Raw genomic sequence first — 24,489 nt, forward strand, 5'->3', positions numbered from 1 at the left:
TTATCATTCTTTTTTTATTTTCAAGGCTAATCCATGACCACTGAAGAAACTGTAATTCGCTTGCTGAACTCGCTAAAAGATCCATTCCTGGGCCTTACCGCTAAAGAAATGAATTTACAATGCAGCCTTGAAATGACGGAGAATCACTTACTCCTCAATCTCACTGCCGGATTTCCCTGCAGTTCACTGGAAAAACAGTATAAACCTGAATTACATGCAGCCTTACGCTCCACATTTCCTAATCAGGAGGTGATAATTCACCTCAATGAAGTAATTAAACCCCACAAGACACAACTTTATGGCAAGGGATTGCGGGGAGTAAAAAATACAATCGCTGTAGCATCAGGTAAAGGAGGCGTGGGAAAATCCACGGTCACAGTCAATTTAGCTACGGCCTTAGCTCGATTAGGAGCTCGGGTGGGTATTTTAGATGCAGACATCTATGGTCCAAGTATCCCTTTAATGCTTGGCTCAACCGAGCCAGTACAAATCAGTGGCGACCAGTATCTCCCCGCCAAAGCTCATGGATTGCAAAGCATGTCTATTGGCTACCTGACAAACAATGAGCAAGCAATAATCTGGCGCGGTCCTATGCTTGCCAAATCTTTAATCCAAATGCTGGATATTACTCTTTGGGATAACCTGGATTATTTATTCATTGACTTACCGCCAGGAACGGGCGACATTCAACTGACTTTAGTGCAAAAAATTCCCTTGACTGCAGCCATAGTAGTAACCACACCGCAAAATGTAGCAACACTGGATGCACAAAAAGCAATAAATATGTTTTCCAAAACAGGGATTGATGTATTAGGTATTATAGAAAATATGGCCACGCATATTTGCAGCCAATGTGGACATCAGGAAACAATTTTTGGTGCAGGTGGAGCGGAGCATCTTTGCGCTACCCATCATGTTACCTTACTCGGACAACTTCCTTTGGACGGACGCATAAGACAAAACTGTGATGAGGGTTGTCCCACCGCAACGAAACCCTATGATGGGTTGACGGATACAATAACAAAAGCAGCCCTGATGAGCGCAATTGAGTTAGCGAAAAGGCCTATTAATTATGCAGATAAATTTCCCAAAATTGTTGTTGAGTGAATTCTTTAGAGGCAGGTATAATTGGTTAAAGATACTTTAATCGAATCGTTACCTGCCGTTTACTTAACAGAAATGAGATACACTTTTGATTAAAAGTAAGATTCATAAAAAATAACAATAAATAAATTAGCCATGGAACGATTAATAATATTAACAATTAGCTTTCTGTATTCCGCCCTCGCCTTAGCCCAAGCATCCTATCAAATTGATTTGATTATTTTTGCACACCCAAATCAAATTACAGGATTGGCTGTCGATACGCCGCTTATCCCAATGAACACAAACGCTATACCCTTGAAAATGGAGACCGATAAATCAGGAAAACCTTATCGATTGTTGCCTCCTTCTTCATCAAGTCTTCGGGATGAGTATTATCTGTTGACTCGAAAATCACGCTATCAGGTTCTTGGACATTATTCCTGGAGGCAACCTGCAAATAACCAAAGCAATGTTGTTCTTCCTCTGGCAGAACATAACGGTTGGCAAATGCAAAGTACTATAAACGTCAAGCAAAGCAACTATTATTCTTTTGATGCTGAAGTGCAGGTCTCTCCACCTGGGAATCCACAATCGTCGTTCACTGTATCGCAAAAACAACGCCTCAAGGGTGAGGTGGTTTATTATCTGGATAATGCCCAAATTGGCATGTTAGTTAAAATTCATAAACAAGGGTAAAATGATACTTTTTCCAGTCTGGATTAGTTTTGTAATCCGGATCTTACATGTCGTTTCTTTACCTTAACCACTATCCCCAAATTTATTTTTTGACCGGAGGAAAAATCTGGTCAAATACCATTGCGCCCCCCTCTATAATATGGTTCACCGTAGTGTTCACATCGGTGACTTTAGGGCTGCTCTTATTGGAAAAGAAGCCCCAAACTCCATTACCTGATTGTTTTCTGCCTGTCTCATGTAATCCGAATAATGCCGCTGCAGTAAGGGTTAATGTAGCAAATGGCCCTAATCTTGAATAAAAAGGAGACATGAATAAATTTCCAAAACTGAGTAATGCACCAGTTTTGAGCGCTTTTTCTGGATTGAGGCGTTCTTTAGGCATTTTTACTTCCTTGAAACTATTTAAAAAATCATTTAGGGCGGTTATTGGAATCATTAGGCATGATTTCGTCAAATATCGCAGCTCCACCAACGGCGATATTGGCTAAAGCATTTTGAATTTCTGTACTTTTATCGCCGGTAGCCCTACCAAAAAAAGTATTCATATTATTTATGCCATTCTCAACTGCTCTTCGATTTTTACCAATTTCATGGGCACCATATAAAAATACCCCCGTCCCGGCAATCGCTATGGACAAACCTAACTTAGAGTCGATCCAGTAAAATGGAGCTAAAATCATATTTCCCAAGGCAAGTAGTGCAGTCGTTTTTCCAGCATCGTCAGTATTTATTTTAGCTTGTGACATATCAAGTTCCTTCTGATAGTTAGTTTAATACAGACTATTTGAGTGCTAATAAAATTGCAAGTCTAAATTTAAATACACCATTAGTGAAAAATAAAATCAAACTTCCAAAGTTTTATTTTCCAAGTAGTTCACTGCTGCAAAAGACGATGGTACTCCAGTTAACAAGCATTTTTGGCATGGACATTTTTAAATCATTGTGAATTGAATCAAATTAGTATGCCCCTTATAATCACAAAAATCAAAATAACGAGGGGTTCGGCTATGCCTAATCAAGGCAAAATTATAAGCGCAGTTAACGTTTGTCTAAAACAAAAAAAGAATATTGATTTTGTTCTGAACAAAAAGGGAATATGTGCCGCCCTAGCGGCGTTACATCTTAAATACACTGCAGAAAATAAAAGGGACGTATTTTTTAATTTGCTTGAACAATTGGCCGCTCTGCCCAGCACTTATCGTATAGGCGATAATCATGCCATTGATAATTTCATTATAAAAATCGAAAAGACTTTCCGTGCTGATGAATACAGCCATTATGAAATCCTGCAATGTGATGTTGAAAAACTCCTGGATATTGGAAATAAGCCACTAAAAAATGAACTCAATTTAGGTCTCATAACAAGTGAGTCGAACTGGAAAGAACTCTTCAAGAAAATTACCCGCAATAATCGATCCTATTTAGTTTGCAGTCATAACCATGCAATCTCTGTATCTTTCGAAAATGGAAAATATATTGTTTATGATCCGAACTACAATAGAAGATTAAAAGAGTTCGATGGAGTTGAGGAATTAGTTAAAGAGATTAAAGATTGTTTTGATTATAAGGAGGATTCTTTTGGATTAGTTGTCCGCGCATTCTCTCATCCTAAAGCAGTCCCCGAGAACTACCCCTCTCACGAAGAGTTACATCAAATTGCCTTTTCCAGCGCACCCGATTCCCAATCAAGTTTTTTTGCTGCCATGGCAAACGATATCGATATGCTGAGGCTCTTATTTAAGCAAAATAAAATAGATTACACCATTTTAGCAAAAGAATATTTTCGTTCTGAATTTAATGACCTCTTACTGCAACAGCCTAAATCCTTAACTTTAAAAAATGCGATATTAAAAGGCATTTTTGTCACTTTGCTTGCTGGAAATCACAAGGAAGGGGAAAAGCTGTTTGAACATTACCTGCAGACCTTTACTGCAACTGAGGATCTCAGTGATCTAAAAAAACAACTGCAACTTTTTTTTGACGAACCCGTACAAACCTACGGGTTGTTAATGAAAAAAGAAGCCGATTTCAGTAAGTTATTAACCTGGTGCGAGGAATTAAATTTTTCGCAAGAGCCCAAAAATCAAACTACTTGCAACCACCTGCAATTACTGACTTTTGTTACACAGGAAGTAAATCCATATCTTATCGAGCAATTTTTAAATAAGCTAACTCCTGAACAACTAATTAAACAAATTCAATGTGCTGCCATAGTTAACCAACATCATATTTTAAATTTATTACTCACTCATTTAAACAAGAACAGCATTAATCCCAAATTATTTCCCTGTATTTTCAATAAAGAAGTAGTCGAAAATATAAATGCGATTACTTTGAAAAAACTGCTTGAAAAAGGTTTTAATGTAGCAACCCACGATCCGGATTTGCTTACTCTATGCATGCAGCGTCATGATAGGAAGATTTGCGAAGTTTATGCTCGGGCCTGGGCAGAACAAACCCTTCATCCGTCGCTTTGGCAGCACATCGATACTCGTGACTATCAATTAATAGATTTAAATACACTTCTAGGTTCATCAACTTTACTTAATGTGCTGGTTTTTCTGAGAAAATACGATCAGGTAAAAAATGCATGGAAAGATAATATTTCCGAAGAAACAATTAAAAATGCACTGGTTCTCGCAATTCTTAACGGCAATAAAGAAATGAGCCTGTTCTTGCAGGGAAAACTGATTGATAAGAAAAGTGCTCTTGAGCCAGAAACATTGGATTTTCTTTATCAAAAAGCACTCGAAGAAGAAGATTTATCCATTTTATCCACCCTTGTGCATCTAAATTACAATGTACTGCATAACACCAAGGATCTGCGTAAACTGTTCTTGTTGTGTTCTGATTATGAGGACTACTCAATTTTTGAAAAATGTTTTGCAAAAGCAAGTCCTAAAATAAAACAGCTCATTTTAGAAACCAGTTTAAACAAAGGCACTACGCCTGTGCTGATGACTTGTGCAAAACAAGAACCTCAACTGTTCAGCAAGTACCTCTGTAGTTCAACCACAGCCCCAGGAAACCTGGTAAAACTCAATAGAGCCATTCCCAAGATTTCCCCTATCATGCTTTCGATGGAACAATTAAGTCCCACAGAGCAAAAAAAACTGGTCAAAGATAGTTTTAAGCAAAAACTTCCATTCCTGGCAAGAACCTTATGTCCTAAGATAACTTGGGAGAAAGAAGAGCTTGATGAATTCCTTAATGAACTCATCCAGGATAAAAATGAAAATGGAATCAAATTATTGCTGCAACTATTTCCCGTTTTAAAACAAAATCAAAAACTTATTCCTTTGCTGGCACAAAATAATCTACTCATCGCAATTGATTATATTCTGGAGAAAGAGAGCGTTGTGATTGATCCCGATTTAACTGAGCAAATGTTCATTTGTGCTTTAGGCAGTAATAATAAAAATCTGGTTGCACGATTTTTACAACAAGAGCGGGTAACTCCTAAAACCCAACTTAAGGAATCACTTGCAGATTTACTTAAACAAGCCATAGAAAAAGGCAATGCTTCTGTTTTAGAACCATTTGTTGAATCCACCCATGATTTCGGTTTGGATTTTAAAGAATTATTTCTTTTTAGTTGTACCCAAAAACAAGAAAAAATAGCCAACCTGCTGCTTGCCAGAGCATTTACTTTAAGTCCTAATGAAAGAAAAGATGGGGTTAAGCAGCTCTTTGGGGAGCAGTCTCCATCCAGCCTGTTTGAAAAAGTCTATTTCCATGGGTATGGTCGGCTATACCAATTATTATTGAGGGCAAATATCCAAAATCCCCGCGCCTTTTTGCTGGATTCAATAAAAAACCCTGAGCAAGATCACGCATTCCAGAATACAGAGTTGTATTTATCGTCGCAGTTAAAACGAGCACTCAAAGAAAAAAACGAAGCGGTTTTTAATGCTTTATTTGCCCAAAGCGATCTTCCAGCTGAACCCAGTAAAAGTATTTTGGATTTTCTAAAGGATCCCATTCTCTTTGATAGTGTTTTCCCACTCCTGAAGAAAAAATACAGTCTGCAAAAACTGTTGAATGAAATTTTTAAACATACTGACTGGGAAACTTTGGCCAATCTTCTCGAAAAAACGCAGTGGGAAAATTTGGATCCCAGTCTCCACCATTCGGTACAAGAGCATGCTATGGTCATCGTCAAGGCTTATCTTGAGAACCTAAAAGCACATTATGATAAAATTGATGTTCGTCCTCAGTTGTTTAAGCTCCTGGAAAGCAAAAATCCCTACATCCTGGCCCAACTTGCAATCCCCTATCGAGAAGAAATTCAAAAAACACTCGAAGAGATTGAGCTAAATATGGTGAAAAACCAGCTTGATTTAAATAATCAAATCTACCGTTATACGTTTAGTATTTTGCCATTCATGAAAGCGCTTGAGGAACTTGGTAAAATAGTTGAAGAATGCCAGCGAATCGTAAGTGAACAAGATATTAATCTTGAGGAATCCATTGAAAATCATGAACTGATTAATCATTTGGCCCAAATAAAAATTATCCTGGCGGGCCAGGACATTTCTCCTGATTATCTGCAAGAAAACCATTATGATCTCCTGGAGAAATTAATAGAAAATCCGCGATTTAAACAAGTATGCCAATTGGAGTTCAAGCTTTACAGCTTGCTAAGACAATTTCAAAAACCCCTTTCAGCACAAAGTGAAGTAATTCAAAAAGAATTCCATACCACAATAGAATTACTCAATGAAGCTTTGGAAGAAGCCAAATTACCCAGGAATTTCGTTTTACCTGATATTCTACGCTTTTTAATTTCGGCCGAATTAGCTGAGGACAAGGGAAAATCCCAACCTCCCTCACCGGCTATAACTCATAAAGATGAGGATTATTCAGTTCCGCCGCAAACCCTGGAGGGGGCGGCGGTTAAAGCCCCAGAACCCGAAGAGAAATACCCTGGGCAAAAGGAAACAACTCAGCAAAACATAACCTTGCCCCAAATTTTTTCAAACTCGCCGCCAAAGAGTAGCGAGCGACTACTGACTCCGTCAGATGGTACCCCCTCCGATCTGGATAGATTGAAAAAGAAATGCATTAAAGCTCTGGATTATTACCTGATACATCGGGAGGAGCATTTAAGTTATTTTTCTTATTTCTTTGATTATTATCGAGGACAAACTCGGGCGCAGCATTATAAAAATTTAATTAATTCCGCTCAAACAGAACACGAATTAAATATTTTAGAATTCGCTATATTAATAAACCATGATGGAGCACAATTAAAAAAAGATTTCGCAGAACAACTGCAATTTAAAGATTTAGACACAGCTCAAGATCAGCTCATGGAGAATATCCAAGCCTACTTTACACGAAATGGACTCATTCAGTCAGATGGCTTATTTGACTGGAATAACCAATTATATGAGCTTATTAATTCGATCAACGAAAAAGTGAATCAAAATGACCAGTCTGCAACGGAATATTTATTTGGGGAAGAATTGGCCGGCTTAGAAAAATTAGCTAAACCGCCAAGTAACCGGGAATCTTTTTCTTTTTTCAAGCCCGATAAACAGAGTTCAATATCCCGTTTTTTACAATGGATAACAAGCTGGTTTGATTATGGTCATTCCTCTTCCGAAGAGCAAGAAAACGTTATGTCTTTATAACCCCCAACCTGGGGTTTTTTTATCTTAACCCGGATTAGCCATGCATAATCCGGGCAATCGATCTGTTTAATTGAAGTACACTGCGCTAATGCTGGGTCCAGACTTAATATTCAGGTTGGAATTATGCTAGGATGGGTATATTTTCTCTTTCATTGTTATGGCAAATGCAGAGCGTACTTAACCATTTTTTTCAAAAATATCCCAAAACAGAAGCCCCTTTTATGCATGAACAATTAGCCGAGTGGAGAAACACCCGCCCCTTGGCAGGATTGCGGATCATCCACCATGTTCCTTTAGTGACAAATACTTTACTAAAAATAGCATGCCTGCTGGAGGCAGGAGCTGAAATTACAGTAACCAATCCTTCGGATTTTTGTTATGCACACCCACAGGCAGTTTCCTCTTTAAAAGAAGCAAAAATTCGCTATGTGGAAAATACGCGCTCACTTCACGGCGAATCTTTTGATCTTTATTTTGATTGCGGAGCACAGCTATATCAATTTCTGGGAAAACCCAAAGTTGGGGCAATCGAACTAACCGGTTCAGGGGATCGATTTTATAGCCAACAAACTCTTGATTTTCCAGTGATAAGCGTTGACCGTACTCTGACAAAACAACTGGAAACAGTTTTTGGATGCGCCGAAAGTAGCCAAATGGCTCTTAGTCAATTAACAGGAATTAATCCAATTGAGACCTCATGGGTGATTTTTGGTTTTGGAAAAATTGGTCGAGGACTTGCCTATTTTTGTGTTCAAAATAAAGTTCCCGTAGTTATCGTTGATCCCGATGCACATCAAAGAAATCTTGCGCGCAACCTGGGCATTAAAGCAATAGATCCCCATGATTTTACTCAGCTTGAACGTGTCTTGATGGATGCCAATATAGTTATTACGGCAACGGGAAAAAAAGCGATAATGAATGATTACCCACACTCCTGGTTCAGTGGTAAAATTCTTGCTAATTTAGGGGTTTATGATGAATTTGGCCCTCAATTTAGCGATGATGAAGTTTTAAATCATAAAATGCCCATTAATTTTATCCTGAATGACCCTACACCGATGAAATATATTGATCCCGAGTTTTACCTCCACAATCTTGCTGGGTTAACTCTTCTTAAAGAAAAAATAACGGCCGGTGTCCATGGAATCCCCTCATCTGTGGATCGAAATTTGCTTCAACGTTGGTGCGACTATCATTCATTTTCACTAGATACGATCAAAACCTGGCTTTATTAATAAGATTGGGGATCTAATCAATTTTAAATCGCTACTACTGAATCACTTGCAAGAAAACTTGAAAATATTGCGGAAATTATGCAATCTGTTATTGAACGTTTGCAGAAATTTGCAGACTCCCTGGTTTTATACTGAAACAGATTAAAACCAATTTATAAAATAAATTTACACTTTGCCCATGATGCTATATATTCCGCCTTTTTGTCGAAAACTGAATTAATGAATTTATCCACTGAAACATCTGCCAATAATTCCAAAAGAACAATCATATGGTTGGTCAGCGTATTCTTTCTATTATTTCAATTTTTTTTGCAATTATCCTCAGGAATTATTATTGGCGCGATAATGCATGAGCAAAAACTCACTGCATTTACAGCTGGCCTATTAAGCAGTGCCTTTTATTATGTCTATACTACGATGCAAATTCCCGTCGGCCTTCTCTTTGACAGGTACAATACGCGAACACTGCTGTCCTTAAACGCCTTATTGTGTGCAGTGGGATGTTTTATCTTTGCTACTGGATATAACTTATTTTTACTATTTCTTGGGCGTTTAATAATTGGCGGTGGCTCTGCTTTTGCTTTCGTTGGTATGACCCGGGTATTACGCCAACATTTTCCCCTGAAACAATATGCTTTTATGATTGGGCTTACAGAAACCCTGGGATTTACTGTAACTGTAATTAGCATGATTGGCATGGGTTCACAAATAACCCGCATCAGTTGGCATTATTTCCTTGCCGGTGCCGGGGTCATTGGGCTTTTAATCGCCTTTCTTTGCGCAAATTGTATTCCCAACAACAGGCCAGTAATCAGTGACCATCATCAATACAAAAAACATTTACTACTCATGCTGAAAAATAAATTGGTATGGATGAACGGATTGTTTGTAGGCTTGGAATTTTCAGTGATTACTGTTTTTGCGGCAATGTGGGCTGTTCCTTTTCTCCAGTTAAAACTGGAGTGCTCAATAGAAACGGCGAGTATTCTCACCTCGATGATTTTACTGGGAGCAGGGTTAAGCTGCCCTATCTACGGCTGGCTGTCTATCAATCTCCCAAAACGCAAACCCCTAATTCATATTTCCTGCTTTTCAACCGCCATTTTATTCATCCTTGTTCTTTATTCACCTAATAATCATCTGCTCCTGACCGGCTCTTTATTGTTTGCGATTGGACTGTGTTGCGGCGCCTACATGCTTGCCTTTACCATTGCCAATGAGCTGGCTCCAGAAGAATCACTCTCTGCATGTACAGGATTCACCAATACTTTGGCCATGGCTACCGCGCCTCTATTACAACCCTTCATTGGTTATTTGCTGGATTACTCTAAAGGCAGTACCACCCTACATACTCTTACTGATTATCAACATACCCTTTTAATTATTCCTGCGGCACTGGTTATCGCCAGTGCTCTATCTCAATTTCTTCCAGAAAAAGAGATGTAATTATTAAAAGACCTCAATTTTTTAGCAAATCAGTGAAATCCTCCTAAGATGCTGTTGCAGATTAATAAAACCTTAATAATTTACCTATAAAATATCAAATATTGTTCAGTGTGTGTAAGTATTTTGTATGGCAGCTTCAAAACAACCTAAAGACTCGAACCCTCTGTCACAACCTCAAAAGGAAATAACCCATTTTGTAATATTTGGTGATAGCCTTTCTGATGGAAAAAATATGGGTGAAAAGGCTTCTTTCCTGGGGCCGCTGGCGAAAAAATTATGGCTAAAAATCACCGGCCTAAATAATTCACCTAAAGAACGGTTCACTAATGGTTATACTTGGGCTGACTCCCTGAAATCAACTCTCGTCAGTAAATTCCTTAACGACGAGCAATTAAAAAAAGACCCCTTTGGGAAGTTTAATTTAAATAATGCTGACATAAGCGATGATGTTATTTCTCATCCATCCGGAAAACATTACTCCAGAGATGCATTAAAAGCCGAAATAAGAAAAGTAAGGAGAAAAAAACGCGTAGACGCCAGAGAAGAGGGCCATCTATTTACAACCGACAAAGAGAACACGATTGGGAAACCGGTAACTGCCCGGGATAATGCTGATATAGCTGATATCGCTCTTGCTCATAGTCATAAACCGAAGGCCGAACGTACTCAACTTCAAAAAAGAATAGGGATTCTAAAAGGAGCGGCGCTTCAAGGATCTTCTGATGATATCTCTGACCAATTAATAACAGATAAGCGCTATCAGGAATACGTTCAAGAATATTATTCCCTCGATAATGGACGGGTAGCTCAATATAATGGGCAGAATTTTTTTAGAAACTACAGCCAGGGTGGTTCAACATCTTATGATTACAGCTGGAAAGCTATTTTCCTTTCGCTTTTTTCCCCCTTACAAGCAATTAAGTTATTCTTTACTCGCCTAATGGTATCTAACGTATCCAAGCAAGTAGAGCAATACCTTGAAGATTGTGAAAAAGAGGAAATATCACCAGAACAAATGGAGAAAACGCTTATCACTGTATTTTCAGGTGCAAATGATTTAATTACCGTTAATTCAGAGCCCACAGAGGAAGCAGCAGAATTGGCTGCCCAAAGTAATATAGATAATATTGAGAAATTAATTAAGCAGGGCTATAGCAATTTTGTTTTATGTAATCTACCTGATTTATCATTGACTCCACGCTATCAACGTAAGTCTGATGATGAGCGTAACACTGCTAAAAGAATATCAAACCTATACAATCAAAAATTAAATGACAAACTGCAATTCTTAAAAGAAAGATATCCTGGTTGTTCGTTGGAACTTTTTGATATCAGCAGCGTCTTTACCAAAATTTATGAAGATGTGGATACAAAGGGTGAAAATTCAGAGTACCACGAATATTTTGACAAAAAGGAACTAAGACAACCTTATCTGGATTATGCGAAAGAACATAATATAAAGGTAACCCCAGGCGGAGTTGCTCCGGGTTACAAACACATGTTTTGGGATGATGTTCATCCAACTGCGACGATGCATGCATTACTGATGTCGGAATTTTACAAAAGCCAGCAAGGCCTGGCGAAATTTAGAGTAACAGCACCAGCAGAACTCAGTGAAGAACATTTATGTAAAATCTTTAATCGCAAATACCATGAAAAACTAAAAGAGTATTCATTGGGGTCTTTAAGTCTTTATGACGAGCTTCCCATAGATTATAACGTATCGCAAAAAGCCTTAATTTCTATTTTACGTTATGCGCTCGATGAGCAAAACGAGGACTGTGATTGTCTGCGTGAAGCAATGAGCGATTTAGGATGGTGGGTGAATGATAAACCTAATATGAGCATTCCGGCCCTAGCAGATGCTATGTGGGTATTGAATCCTGGTTATGCACAAAAATTGGAAGCGCAATTAGATCCTCATTTAGCAGAACCTAACTCGCATAAGATGATGCTTGGAGCCCTGGGTGGAGAAATTGTTGGGCAAAAACCTCAGCCTAAAAGAGTTCATCCACAACTGGATCCTGTAGTCGAGGAAAGATTGAAAAAAATCATACATACGGATTCAAATTTAAAACATGAGCCCTCAACACCACCGATTATTAATCCTCTGACTATATAAATGTTATGACCTCCGGAGGGTTCGTTAGCCCTCCGTCACCGCTCCTCTATCCTGCTGTAGGGGCGTTTATCCTGCTATATGAGATCTGGAGAAATAGTTCAATCTTTCTTATGAACAACATCCGGGCAGTTTCATTTTTTATCTTTTTTATTTGAATAAGTTTTCATGTTTTGCTTTACTCGGGCAACTTCAATCATGCATGGAGTTTCACTTCCTGCGCACCCGATTCAGTAGTTTTATCTTTTATAAAAGATTGTTGGGTAACAAAACAAAAGCCACCCCGACTTTCCTTGGAGAACCCCGCAATACTATGGGATAAGGAGTCGTTATCCTTTAAGGTATTGAGCAATTTTAAATGCAGCTTGGGAAGGCCAACACTCAGCATACACTGATCATTATCCAGAGGTTTCAGTGAAATGAACTGCGACATTTTTACTTTATTCCCTGAAGGATCAAGCCAACCAGCAACAGCGGCACTGCTTGCATCCTTTTCTTTGAGATTTGCAGAGTAAAACCCATTGTCATCATTTAAACGGCAAAAGGTGGTATTTATTTCATGGGAATCTTTTTGACCATTATTTAATACCAGTTTGCCAAACCAGGCTTTATTTCCTGTAACAAACTGCTCTTTATCATCAATACGCACATGACCATTAAGCTGGCTTGTTTGTAATACCTGAAATTTTATTCCTGGCCGCAAAACCAGGTTTTCATTGTTGTTGTTTGCTTGCTTTAACATGTCTACTTTAAAATTAAATCCTTTTTTATCCGCCGTCTTCACCCCAAAAATCCAGCTGTCATTAATAGGGTTATAACGGATAAAAGAATAACCAATTTGCCAGTCAAGCGGAGTTGGTTGTTCTATCTTTTCTTTATTTTCGTAAAAGAACACCAATTTATTTGTTTCTTCATCAATCAAAGCTGCTTTAGTATGAAAGTCTGCACCCTGACGCTGCATTTCAAAAAAATATCCATATTTGTCACCACTCTCATTTGTTACCATACCGGTAAAAGTCCAACTTCCTACAGTGGAGTCTATGGATTGTACCTGTACCGGTTGCTGCGCTATTGATTTTATTTCAGCTGCAGACACTCCTGTACTTATGTGGAATACGAATAAGAATAAAAAACAGCGAATCCAAGCAAACATAATCAGCAATAACCTTTTAACTGTTGATGTAACCACAATGCGTCCCAAAATGCATCATCCAATACAGCGTCTACGGGTAAATAATGCATCATGTCCGAGCTAAACGATCGGCACTTCACTGCATCTTTTTCCGTCATAATAATAAGTGATTTGCAATAATTCAAATCTTCTGGCTTAAACTGATAATGATCAGGATAAGAACACGAGTCGAATTCTATCCCTAATTGCAGCAAAGTGGAATAAAAACGTTGAGGATTACCAATTGCAGCAATAGCTTCCCATTTTCCATTTAAGGCATGCGGATCAATTTCTTCATCGGTACTTAATTTTTTAATTTTCCCCGGTTTTAGTACCATGGAGTAGGCATTCTTCCATTCACCTTCATTGACAACTATAAAATCAACTTCTTCCAAACGCCTGACCGATTCTCTTAAGGGTCCTGCAGGCAAACACAGGCCATTACCCACTCCTCGTGTTCCATCCACGACAGCAATTTCAATAGCCCGTCCCATGCGATAATGTTGTAGCCCATCATCGCTAATAATAATTTGGCTTTGATGTTTTTCTATAAGATAACGTACTGCCTCCGGTCGTCTTGGGGCGATCACCACCGGACATTTTGTTTTTTGTGCTAACAGCAATGGTTCATCCCCAACCTTCAGCGGGGGGTCATTAACCTGTACCTCATAAGGAAAATTTTTCGTTTTTGCACCATAACCGCGGCTTACTATACCAACCCGTAATCCTTTTTGTTTTAGTCTTTTGGCTAACTCAATAACTAAAGGGGTTTTGCCTACTCCTCCTACCGTTATATTTCCAACAACAATAATGGGAACTGGACTTTCTACCTGTAGGAATCGCTCCAATAGATAACGCCTTGCGGAGGTTAAAGCAGAATATCCCCAGGACAATGGCCGCAATACCCATTGCAGCGGATGCTCACCATACCATATTTTATCCAGGGATAACGCCATTAGATTATTGCTTCCTCATACATAGTGCCTGGGCTTTGAATTCCCTGAAGTTGAGCATAATAGCCTTGTAAATCAAGCAACTCATGATGAGTTCCTTGTTCGACGATGCATCCATGTTGCATGACGATAATTTTGTCCGCATGTTTAATAGTCGATAAACGATGCGCAATGACCAAGGTGGTGCGGTTTTTCATCACCTCTTCCAAGGCAATTTGGATGTAGCGTTCTGACTCACTATCCAAAGCCGAGGTGGCTTCATCAAGAATTAAAATAGGTGCATCTTTCAATATAGCTCGTGCAATCGCTATTCGTTGTCGCTGCCCCCCCGAAAGTAATACACCATTTTCCCCTACACGGGTGTCATAACCCTCCGGCAAGCGACTGATAAATTCATCAGCAAAAGCCATTTTAGCTGCATGTATGATTTGTTGACGAGTAATATCGGAACGGCCATATGCAATATTATTTGCCAATGTATCGTTAAAAAGTGTTACGTTTTGACTTACCAAAGCCATTTGTTCCCGCAGACTGGATAAGCTTATTTGATTAATCGGAATGTTATCTAAAGTGATAACACCTTGCGTCACTTCATAGAAACGGGGTAATAAACTGGCTATAGTAGTTTTACCACTACCTGAATGGCCTACAAGTGCAACTGTTTTTCCGGCCTCTACAGAAAAACTGACATCATGTAATACATTAGCGCCTTTTCTGTATGCATAAGAAACGTTTTTAAACTCAAGATCGCCGCGAGCTCTTTGTGGTAACACCTTACCTTGTTCTTGTTCTATGGGCATATCCAACATGTTGAACACGCTTTCTGCACCAGCCAATCCTTTCTGTATTACCGCATTCAATGTTGTTAGCGTTTTCATTGGTTTAATCAACTGTATCATCGCAGCAATAATTGCTAAAAAAGAACCTGCTGAAATAATCACTACCGTAGACAATTGAATCGCAGCGGCAATTATTGCGGCAATCCCTATTGCAATAACTATCTGTACACCAGATACATTAAGTGCCTTACTTGCAGCAACTTTCATGTCATTTTGACGCGAATGCTCTATGGCCTGACTAAATTTTCCAGATTCATAAGCAGTGCCCCCGAAAATACGTACTACTTTGTATCCTTCAATTGCTTCACTGGCAATTTCAGTCACCTCGCCCATAGTTTTTTGGACTTTATGACTGATTCGTCGTACGCGTTTATTTGTAAAATTCACAATAAAACCGACAAAAGGGATTGTTAACAAGAACATCAGGGATAATTGCCAGCAAATCACCATCATTACAGTGAGGAAACCTATAATTAAACAGACGTTTTGAACAATATCGGTTAAGGCATCCGCACTAACCTGGGCTACCTGCTCTACGTCATAAAGAATTTTAGAAAGCATTTGTCCTGAGGTTGCCTCATCATAAAAATCCGCAGGTAAACGAAGAATATGGTTAAATACCTTTTCCCTTAATACCTTGACCACGGAACGCGCAACCCAGGTCATACAATAACTGCCTAACGAACTGACAAGCCCTCTCAAGGTAATCCCTATTAAAACGATATAAGGAATTTTCTTGATAAATTCCATATCAACATTGATAAAGCTTTTATCAAAAAAAGGGCGCATCATGTAGGTAAAACCCGCATCAATCAAGGAATATAAAATGTTGGCAAAAATGCCTAACGCCAGGATGGGCCAAAACGGTTTTACATAGGCTAACAAACGCTTGTATAAAATGCTGGTCTTAACAGAGAGTTGCTTTTTCATGACGCGAGTGATTCAATTGAAAAATGGGTTATTGTAACTGTTATTACCTGGAAGTGCTAATTTTCCTTAAATAAGGGACGGGACCGGTTTTAGTACTTCGAATAATTAGTTAGCAGACTTTAAACAACAGAGGCATCGTTTGATGTCATTCCCGAGTCATTTTGATTCGCGTATAGGCACAATGAAAACCGATTTTCTGCACATTACAGTCTGAAATACTGCCGGGTTCAGTTGTAACCGTTGCCCAAGACAACCCTGCTTGTTTTGCATGATTTAATCGCGCGTTTAATAATTTTTTTTGTAACCCCTTCCCCCGATAGCCAGGCAAAGTACTGGTAACCCCCAAATCACAAAAATTACCATGCATGGCAATTGTAGCCCCCGCTATAATCGCCTCATTATCGTAAACGGCATAAGCAGCTACCCCTTTAGATTGGGCATAGCGAAAAAATTGGTCTTCTGCTTCAGGGGCATCAAAGCCTAAAGCTACAATTTGCGCCCACTTTCTCCTTTCCTCAGCCTGAATCATTCTGATGGTTAACGCCTCTTCGCTACACTCAACCGGATGATAGGACTTTAAATCCAGTATGGAGACATTGTTTAATTCACTGATACAGTACCCGCGTTGGCTTAAAAAAACGGTGAGCTCATTCCCAACAAATGGGCACAGTTCGATATCTACACGGTTATGATGCAAATTTTTATAAAAATGTTCTATCCGCTCAATTTCAGGGAGAAAATTTTTTGGATCTGTAGCAAATCCCCATCCAACTACCTGCGATAAATAGGAATCAAACCCGGAAAAACAGGCAGCCCCTCCATTAATTTCCAGGATCTTACCTTCGGAATACTGGCGGGTCACTTCTATATGGGTTTGTTTGATGCATGACTCCATTCGAGCCGCCAACTCTTTAGTAACATGCTTCATCTATAATCCTTGCACTAACTCATGAACAAGGCCCGGGCCTTTATAAATTAAACCGGTGTACACCTGGATTAATGAAGCACCCGCATCCAATTTAGCCTGAGCACTGACGCATCCATCAATACCCCCTACCCCAATTAAGGTTACCTCATCACCAACATACTGTTTTAGCAAGCGCAAGCATTGAGTCGACAACTCCAGTAACGGTTTACCGCTTAGCCCTCCCGTTTCCATCGCATTAGGTAAATGAGTCACTCCTGGACGGGAGCATGTGGTATTGGTGGCTATAATTCCCTCAATGCCGTAGTTTAAAATTACTTCCGTCATTTGTTTTAAGGTTTCAGGGTCTTCATCAGGCGATATTTTTACTACTAAAGGCACATGGCGTTGGGATTTGTCGGATAATCTGATTTGTTCTTCCTGTATTTGCGACAATAAACCGGCAAAGTATTCTTTTTGCTGGAGTTGGCGCAAATCGGGTGTATTCGGTGAGGAAATATTGATGGTTACATAGGAGGCATGTTCATATACTTTGCGCAAGCAATGCATGTAATCCCCAGCAGCCTGATCTAACGGAGTATCTTTATTTTTACCAATATTGATGCCAAGAATCCCTTTGTAGCGTGCTTTTTTTACATTCTCCACCAATGCATCAACTCCTTGATTATTAAATCCCATTCGATTGATAATCGCCTGTGCATCCGGCAAGCGAAATAACCGCGGTTTAGGATTACCGCTTTGGGGTCTTGGGGTAACTGTTCCTAATTCAATAAAGGAAAAACCTAGTTTGGCCAGAGCATCCAAATGTTCCCCATTTTTATCCAAACCTGCTGCCAAACCCACCACATTCGGAAAATTCAGGCCTAAAGCTTTTACTGGTTTTGCGAGGTTTTTTTTGAAAAGGAAATCCGGGACATAATGTAAAGCGGATAAACTAAAAGAATGGGCGGTTTCTGGATCCATTCTAAAAAGTAAAGAACGTAAGATTGAATACATACAAGAACCTTATAACCGGGTGAGGCGAAGCATAACCCGGTGGAGTACAGATAAAAGATTCCCGGGTTATGCTTCGCCTACCCGAGTAATAATTTATAGATCACACTTCTGAGCCCAAACGCGTAACATGGCGTTTTCAGCCTTGTGCAAATGATAATCTACTTCTCTAATTTCCACCCCATAACCTTCTTTTTGCAGCTCCAGCAATACCGGGCCCAGAAATTCTGAGGTCTTCCCTTCCATATCATTTAAGGGAAAGATTCTTACTTCTTTAGCTACTCGGGCTAATTCACGAATTACATTTAAATGAAATTCAACGCTTTGATCTTCCAAATCAGCAAATAGATAGTTGGTGCTTAATGCAAAATCAAAGGAGAAATCTGCAAAGGGTAAATGATAATCTGCAGCCCCATAATATCGGCCTTCAGCTTTACCTTGCTCGTAATCAGCAAAAAATTTCTTCATTCCGTTGCGTCGATGTTCAAGCAATTGCTCCAACCCCCCGCTGCGGCTGAAATCGAACTGGTCTTGTTGCTTGTGCACTTCATCTGCCATTTGTGCAAAAATCATAATTGCCTTGGAGGCCAGGGTATCTTTGTCCAAAACAAATAAAGGATCACAGCTTACTGCTTGATGCGCTTCCTTGAATTGTTCGGCGTTTACTGCACTCGGACCACATCCATATTCTAAAATTCTGGAATTCATGTCCTCTTGAGACAAATCAAACATTTCACGATACTCATCAACGCTATGTCCCCAGAGTACTAATTTACGCATGAAAGACTCTCCTAAGTAGATAAATCGAAACCGAAACTTAACGTTTAATCACGCTGTAAAGAATCGGTGGTTTTCCTTTGGCTTAAGATTAGGCGATTTTTTAAATCAGGTAAAGGTGCATTTTAAAACACTACTTCAGGCAAATCCGGTACGCTAAATAAACCATCCTGATGGCCCCCTGCTCTAATCATCAAGCACCTGTTTCTCATAAAACATATTGTGGCAAGAATAACTTGCGTTGATTTATCAAATTATTCCCCAACTGCTTCAATATGAAAAAGATCTGAGAAATTCTATTTGCATCTTTAACTTGATTGGGTATAGTTTAACACATTTGTAAAAATCAACAGACTACTCATTTATCAGGATACGCTAAAGCATTTAATCAAAATCTTGCATCAGATAAGTAGTTACAACCACAGGAAGTCAGCTATGTACACAGGACCGAATTATCAACTCGGTGAAACTTACGACATGTTGCGCGACAGTGTTTATCAATTTGCTCGTGCTGAAATTGCTCCTCTCGCTGCCCAAATAGACGAAACCAATACCTTCCCCAATCATTTATGGCGCCAATTAGGTAAAATGGGCCTATTGGGTATAACAGTCAGTGAAGAGTATGGCGGTGCGAATATGGGATATCTTGCCCACGCCATTGCAATGGAAGAAATATCAAGGGCATCGGCTTCAATAGGTCTTAGTTACGGAGCCCATTCCAATTTATGCGTAAATCAAATCTACTTAAACGGTAATCATTCGCAAAAACAAAAATACCTGCCTAAACTTATTAGTGGAGAATATGTTGGTGCACTGGCTATGAGTGAATCCAATTCGGGATCTGATGTAGTCAGTATGCAGTTACATGCTCGTCCAGAAGGCAATAAATATATTCTCAACGGCACAAAAATGTGGATCACCAATGGGCCTGATGCCGATGTGCTCGTAGTTTATGCCAAGACAGACAAACAGGCTGCCAGTAAAGGAATCACTGCCTTTCTAATTGAAAAAGGAATGCCCGGGTTCAAAACAGCTCAAAAACTCGATAAATTAGGAATGCGCGGCTCAAATACCTGTGAATTGGTGTTTGAACACTGTGAAGTGCCTGCCGATCAGGTTTTGGGAGAGGTAAATCGAGGTGTTAATGTGTTGATGAGTGGTCTTGATTATGAACGGACCATTCTGGCTGCAGGGCCTGTTGGAATTATGCAGGCTTGTATGGATGTAGTTCTACCCTATGTACATGAACGCAAACAATTTGAGCAACCTATAGGTGAATTCCAGTTCATCCAGGGCAAATTAGCAGATATGTACACTGATCTAAGCGCTTCAAGAGCTTTTCTATACGCTATTGCCAGAGCCTGTGATCAAGGTATGGTCAGTCGTAAGGATGCTGCCAGTGTGATTTTATATACAGCTGAAAAAGCAACACAAATGGCATTACAGGCTATTCAAATTCTTGGTGGTAATGGGTATATCAATGAATATCCTACAGGACGTTTACTACGTGATGCAAAACTATACGAAATAGGGGCCGGTACTTCTGAAATCAGAAGAATGCTTATTGGACGAGAACTTTTTAAAGAAACAGCATAAGGAAGAATGAAAATGGATCAGAATGATATAGTAATCGTTGCGGCAAAAAGAACTCCTATGGGAGCCATGTTAGGAAACTTATCAGCTCTTTCAGCCCCAGAGTTAGGAGCGGTTGCCCATGCAGCAGCCTTAGCTCAAGCAGGCATTAGCCCAGCAGAAATAGACGAGGTTATTACAGGTTGTGTTTTATCCGCTGGAATTGGTCAGGCTCCTGCACGTCAGGCAGCCATTAAGGCGGGATTACCCAATTCTTCCGGGGCTACCACCATTAATAAAATGTGTGGCTCCGGAATGAAAGCGGTAATGCTCGCTCACGACTTAATTCGGGCAGGAAGCGCACATATCGTGCTTGCCGGAGGAATAGAGAGCATGAGTAATGCACCTTATTTATTGAGTAAAGCACGTTCCGGTTACCGGTTAGGGCATGGCGAATTAAAAGATCATATGTTTCTTGATGGGCTGGAAGATGCCTATGATAAAGGAAAGTTGATGGGGGTTTTCGCTGAGGCTACCGCAAGCCATTTCCATTTTACCCGGGAGCAGCAGGATGAATTTGCTACCCGTTCCATGAGCAAAGCACTGCAAGCTATGGAAAATGGTTCGTTTAAAGAAGAAATTGCTCCCGTAACCATGAACACACGCAAAGGTGATGTTACAGTATCTGTTGACGAAGGGCCGGATGCTGCAAAACTTTCCAAAATTTCTCAATTAAAACCTGCTTTTAAAGCAGATGGAACTGTAACTGCAGCCAACTCCAGCTCCATTTCTGATGGCGCCGCAAGCCTTATTTTAATGAGCGCTGGGCAAGCAGAAAAACGCGGAATTAGCCCCATTGCCCGCATTGTTGCCCATGCCAGCCATTCCCAGGCGCCCGAATGGTTTACCACAGCTCCTGTTGATGCCATGCGTAAAGTGATGAATAAAGCATCCTGGAAACAAAATGATGTGGATCTTTATGAAATTAATGAAGCATTTGCTGTAGTTACCATGGCAGCCATGACTCAACTTGAATTAAATCCTGAACAAGTTAATATTCATGGCGGTGCTTGTGCGTTAGGCCACCCTATCGGTGCATCCGGTGCCCGAATTTTAGTGACCCTAATCCATGCCTTGAAACAGCAAGGAAAAAAACGTGGTGTCGCTTCATTATGCATTGGTGGGGGTGAGGCAACAGCAATGGCAATTGAGTTACTTTAGATACAAACTATCCCCAGTCTTACCCTTAGGACTGGGGATTTTATATAAAAAAAATAAAAAGGATGTTCATGCTACGACACAGTCTTATCTACCTGTTACTTAGTATTTTGGTAGTACTATTTGCAAAATACGCTCATCTCGTTATTGTCTATGTTGATATGTTTTTTACTTACGTGAATTTGAAATTAACCCCAATATTCAGTCAAACCGGATGGGGGCTTGTTATTCGCAAAATATTAGTTCTTGTCTTGTTACCCATAGTAATTACCGCCATTCCAGCACTTATTTATCGTCTTATAAAGGGTGGCGACATGCCTCACTTTATCGCAATTACCTGGGTTATTTGGACAATCATCGTTTTAAGCGATATTTTAGTACGATAAGGAATGCAGCATGGCAATAATAAACAGTCAAATTAATACAAGCAGCCAAGAATTCAAGACAAACCAGGCAACCATGCAGGCCTTGGTGGATGAGTTACACCATCGAATTCAACACATTGCTTTGGGTGGTGATGAAAAAGCCCGAACAAGACATTTAAAACATGGAAAATTACTGCCTAGAGAACGCTTACAGCAATTGCTGGATCCTGGAAGCCCTTTTCTTGAATTTTCCCAGCTTGCAGCCTATCAAGTGTATGATGACGTTGTTCCTGCTGCCGGAATTATTACAGGCATTGGTTGGGTCTCAGGTACAGAATGCATTATTGTCGTCAATGACGCTACTGTAAAAGGGGGCACTTACTATCCATTAACTGTAAAAAAGCATCTGAGAGCACAAGAAATTGCGTTGATGAATCATCTACCCTGCATCTATTTGGTAGATTCAGGAGGTGCGTATTTACCTCATCAGGATGAGGTTTTCCCAGATCGTGACCATTTTGGACGCATATTTTTTAATCAAGCACAAATGTCTGCACAAAATATACCGCAAATTGCGGTAGTCATGGGCTCATGTACAGCTGGTGGCGCTTATGTTCCCGCTATGGCCGATGAATCGATTATGGTAAAACAACAAGCTACAATTTTTCTCGGCGGCCCTCCTCTGGTCAAGGCAGCAACCGGTGAGGTCATTAGTGCTGAAGAATTAGGAGGTGCTGAAGTCCACTGCAGGCACTCGGGGGTTGCGGATCATTATGCAGAACACGATGCACATGCCCTCCACCTGGCACGTATCTCCATAGGCAATTTAAACCGCAAAAAGCTACAGCAACTCAAGCGGATTGAAACGGTTGATCCTCTCTATGACAGTAAAGAACTTAACGGTATAGTACCTTCTGATCCTAGAAAACCCTTTGATATTCGCGAAGTTATTGCACGAATTGTTGATGGTTCAGAATTTGATGAATTCAAGGCTCTTTTCGGCACAACATTGGTTTGCGGCTTTGCGCATCTGTATGGTTATCCTGTGGGAATTATTGCCAATAATGGCATTCTCTTCAGTGAAAGTGCTCTGAAAGGAACACACTTTATAGAACTTTGTTGCCAACGCAAGATTCCATTGATTTTCCTGCAAAATATTACCGGCTTTATGGTTGGCTCAAAATATGAGGCCTCTGGTATTGCCAAACATGGGGCTAAAATGGTAACTGCAGTTGCTAATGCTAATGTCCCTAAATTTACTGTTATTGTTGGGGGGAGTTTTGGAGCAGGCAACTATGCCATGTGCGGACGAGCCTATAACCCTAATTTCTTATGGTCATGGCCTAACTCCCGCATTTCGGTTATGGGTGGCGATCAGGCTGCAAATGTCCTGGCACAAGTAAATCGGGATAAATTGGCAAAACAGGGAAGTGAGTGGCCTTTGGAAGAAGAAAACCGTTTCAAAGAACAATTACGTACCCAATACGAGACTCAGGGAAATCCCTATTATGCCAGCGCCCGCTTATGGGATGATGGAGTTATTGCACCCCAGGATACACGTAAGGTATTAGGGCTGGGCTTATCAGCAGCATTAAATGCCCCTATTCAATCAACACGCTTTGGCGTATTTCGGATGTAAGGAGCAGCACGTGAGCGACTTGTTGTATGAAATTGATGAACATTTATGCTTAATCACTCTAAATCGCGTGAGCAAACATAATGCCTTTGATAATCTGCTCTTAGGTGAAATGCAAAATCAGCTTGATGCTGCCATTAATGACCCCAAGGTACGGGTAATCGTGCTCAAAGCGAATGGCAAACATTTTTCTGCAGGAGCTGATTTAGCCTGGATGCAAAATATGGCTCGTTATAATGAAGAAGAAAATCAAAAAGACGCCATGGTACTCGGTAATTTAATGTACACTTTAAATATGAGTCCTAAACCTACTCTAGCAATGGTACATGGCTCTGCATTTGGGGGCGGGGCTGGTCTTGCCGCAGCATGCGACATAACAATAGCGTCCCAATCGGCACGCTTTTGTTTTTCAGAAGTAAAGTTGGGTTTGATACCCGCCGTAATCAGTCCTTATGTGGTTCAAGCCATTGGTGAGCGCAATGCAAAAGCTCTGTTTCTAAGCGCTGAAATTTTTGATGCAGCTAAAGCATTGTCATTAAATTTGGTGCAACACTGCATTCCTGAGGAAAATCTGTTGGAATTTACCCTTAACTATGCAAAACAAATTAGCAACAATGCGCCTGAAGCGGTCCGGGCCTCAAAACAGCTTACCCGATATGTAGCAGATAAAAAAATTAATGAAGAGCTTGTTTATTATACCGCTTCCCTGATTGCCCAAAAAAGGGTATCGGCTGAAGGACAACATGGGCTAAATGCGTTTTTAAAAAAGGAAACCCCAAACTGGGGATAGTACTCCTGCTTTTACGCCTGGGAGCAAGATGGATCTGAAATAGAATCTGAAAAACTATCATCTCATTGTATCAAGCAAAAGATGATGTACAAGGAATTATAA

General features: G+C 40.0%; 19 protein-coding genes. 11 read left to right on the forward strand and 8 right to left on the reverse strand.

What is annotated here, in order from left to right; translation table 11 throughout:
* The first annotated feature begins 33 nt into the window (after positions 1 to 33).
* Positions 34 to 1,107: an iron-sulfur cluster carrier protein ApbC gene (apbC, locus tag KYQ_RS06630; protein ID WP_010653343.1), complete on the forward strand. Its 1,074-nt coding sequence runs from the start codon at positions 34 to 36 to the stop codon at positions 1,105 to 1,107.
* 132 nt (positions 1,108 to 1,239) lie between these two features.
* A complete protein-coding gene (locus tag KYQ_RS06635) occupies positions 1,240 to 1,782 on the forward strand; it encodes a CsiV family protein (RefSeq protein WP_010653342.1) in 543 nt (180 codons plus the stop codon).
* 82 nt (positions 1,783 to 1,864) lie between these two features.
* Here KYQ_RS06635 and KYQ_RS06640 read toward each other — a convergent pair whose 3' ends face one another.
* Positions 1,865 to 2,164: a hypothetical protein gene (locus KYQ_RS06640; protein WP_010653341.1), complete on the reverse strand. Its 300-nt coding sequence runs from the start codon at positions 2,162 to 2,164 to the stop codon at positions 1,865 to 1,867.
* A 28-nt stretch (positions 2,165 to 2,192) separates the two neighbouring features.
* On the reverse strand, positions 2,193 to 2,528 hold the full coding sequence (locus KYQ_RS06645; protein ID WP_010653340.1) for a hypothetical protein: 336 nt from the start codon (positions 2,526 to 2,528) through the stop codon (positions 2,193 to 2,195).
* Positions 2,529 to 2,789: 261 nt separating this feature from the next.
* Here KYQ_RS06645 and KYQ_RS06650 point away from each other — a divergent pair, with 261 nt between their 5' ends.
* The 4 genes from KYQ_RS06650 (at position 2,790) to KYQ_RS06665 (ending at position 12,221) form a co-directional block, all read left to right on the forward strand.
* The gene (locus KYQ_RS06650) at positions 2,790 to 7,418 is read left to right on the forward strand and encodes a hypothetical protein (RefSeq protein WP_019349773.1); all 4,629 of its coding nucleotides are present in this window, start codon (positions 2,790 to 2,792) and stop codon (positions 7,416 to 7,418) included.
* A 131-nt stretch (positions 7,419 to 7,549) separates the two neighbouring features.
* Positions 7,550 to 8,653: a saccharopine dehydrogenase NADP-binding domain-containing protein gene (locus KYQ_RS06655; protein WP_010653338.1), complete on the forward strand. Its 1,104-nt coding sequence runs from the start codon at positions 7,550 to 7,552 to the stop codon at positions 8,651 to 8,653.
* Between the two features lie 219 nt (positions 8,654 to 8,872).
* Complete coding sequence (locus KYQ_RS06660; protein ID WP_019349774.1) at positions 8,873 to 10,099, forward strand: MFS transporter; 1,227 nt, start codon at positions 8,873 to 8,875, stop codon at positions 10,097 to 10,099.
* A gap of 127 nt (positions 10,100 to 10,226) precedes the next feature.
* Complete coding sequence (locus KYQ_RS06665) at positions 10,227 to 12,221, forward strand: SGNH/GDSL hydrolase family protein (RefSeq protein WP_010653336.1); 1,995 nt, start codon at positions 10,227 to 10,229, stop codon at positions 12,219 to 12,221.
* Between the two features lie 193 nt (positions 12,222 to 12,414).
* Here the strand turns inward: KYQ_RS06665 and KYQ_RS06670 are convergent, their stop codons facing one another.
* The 6 genes from KYQ_RS06670 to KYQ_RS06695 form a co-directional block, all read right to left on the reverse strand.
* Positions 12,415 to 13,371 carry a hypothetical protein gene (locus KYQ_RS06670; protein WP_010653335.1) on the reverse strand — a complete coding sequence of 319 codons (957 nt, stop codon included), beginning with the start codon at positions 13,369 to 13,371 and terminating at the stop codon, positions 12,415 to 12,417.
* 2 nt (positions 13,372 to 13,373) lie between these two features.
* Positions 13,374 to 14,345 carry a tetraacyldisaccharide 4'-kinase gene (gene lpxK, locus KYQ_RS06675; protein WP_010653334.1) on the reverse strand — a complete coding sequence of 324 codons (972 nt, stop codon included), beginning with the start codon at positions 14,343 to 14,345 and terminating at the stop codon, positions 13,374 to 13,376.
* On the reverse strand, positions 14,345 to 16,111 hold the full coding sequence (gene msbA / locus KYQ_RS06680; protein WP_010653333.1) for a lipid A export permease/ATP-binding protein MsbA: 1,767 nt from the start codon (positions 16,109 to 16,111) through the stop codon (positions 14,345 to 14,347). Before msbA ends, lpxK begins: the two co-directional genes overlap by 1 nt.
* Before the next feature lie 145 nt (positions 16,112 to 16,256).
* Positions 16,257 to 17,039: a GNAT family N-acetyltransferase gene (locus KYQ_RS06685; protein ID WP_010653332.1), complete on the reverse strand. Its 783-nt coding sequence runs from the start codon at positions 17,037 to 17,039 to the stop codon at positions 16,257 to 16,259.
* Entirely contained in the window at positions 17,040 to 18,032 is a 993-nt protein-coding gene (locus KYQ_RS06690; RefSeq protein WP_010653331.1) for a quinone-dependent dihydroorotate dehydrogenase, read from the reverse strand.
* A gap of 93 nt (positions 18,033 to 18,125) precedes the next feature.
* The gene (locus KYQ_RS06695) at positions 18,126 to 18,809 is read right to left on the reverse strand and encodes a hypothetical protein (protein ID WP_010653330.1); all 684 of its coding nucleotides are present in this window, start codon (positions 18,807 to 18,809) and stop codon (positions 18,126 to 18,128) included.
* 432 nt (positions 18,810 to 19,241) lie between these two features.
* On the opposite strand from KYQ_RS06695, the gene KYQ_RS06700 reads away from it, so the two are divergent.
* The 5 genes from KYQ_RS06700 (at position 19,242) to KYQ_RS06720 (ending at position 24,387) form a co-directional block, all read left to right on the forward strand.
* A complete protein-coding gene (locus KYQ_RS06700) occupies positions 19,242 to 20,402 on the forward strand; it encodes an isovaleryl-CoA dehydrogenase (protein WP_010653329.1) in 1,161 nt (386 codons plus the stop codon).
* Between the two features lie 12 nt (positions 20,403 to 20,414).
* Entirely contained in the window at positions 20,415 to 21,599 is a 1,185-nt protein-coding gene (locus KYQ_RS06705; RefSeq protein WP_010653328.1) for an acetyl-CoA C-acyltransferase, read from the forward strand.
* Between the two features lie 68 nt (positions 21,600 to 21,667).
* Positions 21,668 to 21,982, forward strand: a complete 315-nt coding sequence (locus tag KYQ_RS06710; protein WP_010653327.1) for a hypothetical protein — start codon at positions 21,668 to 21,670, stop codon at positions 21,980 to 21,982.
* A 10-nt stretch (positions 21,983 to 21,992) separates the two neighbouring features.
* Positions 21,993 to 23,600, forward strand: a complete 1,608-nt coding sequence (locus tag KYQ_RS06715; protein WP_010653326.1) for a carboxyl transferase domain-containing protein — start codon at positions 21,993 to 21,995, stop codon at positions 23,598 to 23,600.
* Positions 23,601 to 23,610: 10 nt separating this feature from the next.
* On the forward strand, positions 23,611 to 24,387 hold the full coding sequence (locus KYQ_RS06720) for an enoyl-CoA hydratase-related protein (RefSeq protein ID WP_010653325.1): 777 nt from the start codon (positions 23,611 to 23,613) through the stop codon (positions 24,385 to 24,387).
* Positions 24,388 to 24,489: the final 102 nt, after the last annotated feature.

It is taken from the genome of Fluoribacter dumoffii NY 23, assembly GCF_000236165.1.
In the GTDB taxonomy this organism is placed as follows: domain Bacteria; phylum Pseudomonadota; class Gammaproteobacteria; order Legionellales; family Legionellaceae; genus Legionella; species Legionella dumoffii.

Excerpts from the sequence above, each read along its gene's own strand:
- KYQ_RS06710 (WP_010653327.1), top strand. The coding sequence starts at position 21,668 with ATGCTACGACACAGTCTTATCTACCTGTTACTTAGTATTTTGGTAGTA.
- KYQ_RS06700 (WP_010653329.1), top strand. The coding sequence starts at position 19,242 with ATGTACACAGGACCGAATTATCAACTCGGTGAAACTTACGACATGTTG.
- KYQ_RS06660 (WP_019349774.1), top strand. The coding sequence starts at position 8,873 with ATGAATTTATCCACTGAAACATCTGCCAATAATTCCAAAAGAACAATC.
- apbC (WP_010653343.1), top strand. The coding sequence starts at position 34 with ATGACCACTGAAGAAACTGTAATTCGCTTGCTGAACTCGCTAAAAGAT.
- KYQ_RS06670 (WP_010653335.1), bottom strand. The coding sequence starts at position 13,371 with ATGTTTGCTTGGATTCGCTGTTTTTTATTCTTATTCGTATTCCACATA.
- KYQ_RS06690 (WP_010653331.1), bottom strand. The coding sequence starts at position 18,032 with ATGTATTCAATCTTACGTTCTTTACTTTTTAGAATGGATCCAGAAACC.
- KYQ_RS06705 (WP_010653328.1), top strand. The coding sequence starts at position 20,415 with ATGGATCAGAATGATATAGTAATCGTTGCGGCAAAAAGAACTCCTATG.
- lpxK (WP_010653334.1), bottom strand. The coding sequence starts at position 14,345 with ATGGCGTTATCCCTGGATAAAATATGGTATGGTGAGCATCCGCTGCAA.
- KYQ_RS06640 (WP_010653341.1), bottom strand. The coding sequence starts at position 2,164 with ATGCCTAAAGAACGCCTCAATCCAGAAAAAGCGCTCAAAACTGGTGCA.
- KYQ_RS06715 (WP_010653326.1), top strand. The coding sequence starts at position 21,993 with ATGGCAATAATAAACAGTCAAATTAATACAAGCAGCCAAGAATTCAAG.
- KYQ_RS06685 (WP_010653332.1), bottom strand. The coding sequence starts at position 17,039 with ATGAAGCATGTTACTAAAGAGTTGGCGGCTCGAATGGAGTCATGCATC.
- KYQ_RS06665 (WP_010653336.1), top strand. The coding sequence starts at position 10,227 with ATGGCAGCTTCAAAACAACCTAAAGACTCGAACCCTCTGTCACAACCT.
- KYQ_RS06645 (WP_010653340.1), bottom strand. The coding sequence starts at position 2,528 with ATGTCACAAGCTAAAATAAATACTGACGATGCTGGAAAAACGACTGCA.
- KYQ_RS06650 (WP_019349773.1), top strand. The coding sequence starts at position 2,790 with ATGCCTAATCAAGGCAAAATTATAAGCGCAGTTAACGTTTGTCTAAAA.
- msbA (WP_010653333.1), bottom strand. The coding sequence starts at position 16,111 with ATGAAAAAGCAACTCTCTGTTAAGACCAGCATTTTATACAAGCGTTTG.
- KYQ_RS06695 (WP_010653330.1), bottom strand. The coding sequence starts at position 18,809 with ATGCGTAAATTAGTACTCTGGGGACATAGCGTTGATGAGTATCGTGAA.
- KYQ_RS06635 (WP_010653342.1), top strand. The coding sequence starts at position 1,240 with ATGGAACGATTAATAATATTAACAATTAGCTTTCTGTATTCCGCCCTC.
- KYQ_RS06655 (WP_010653338.1), top strand. The coding sequence starts at position 7,550 with ATGGGTATATTTTCTCTTTCATTGTTATGGCAAATGCAGAGCGTACTT.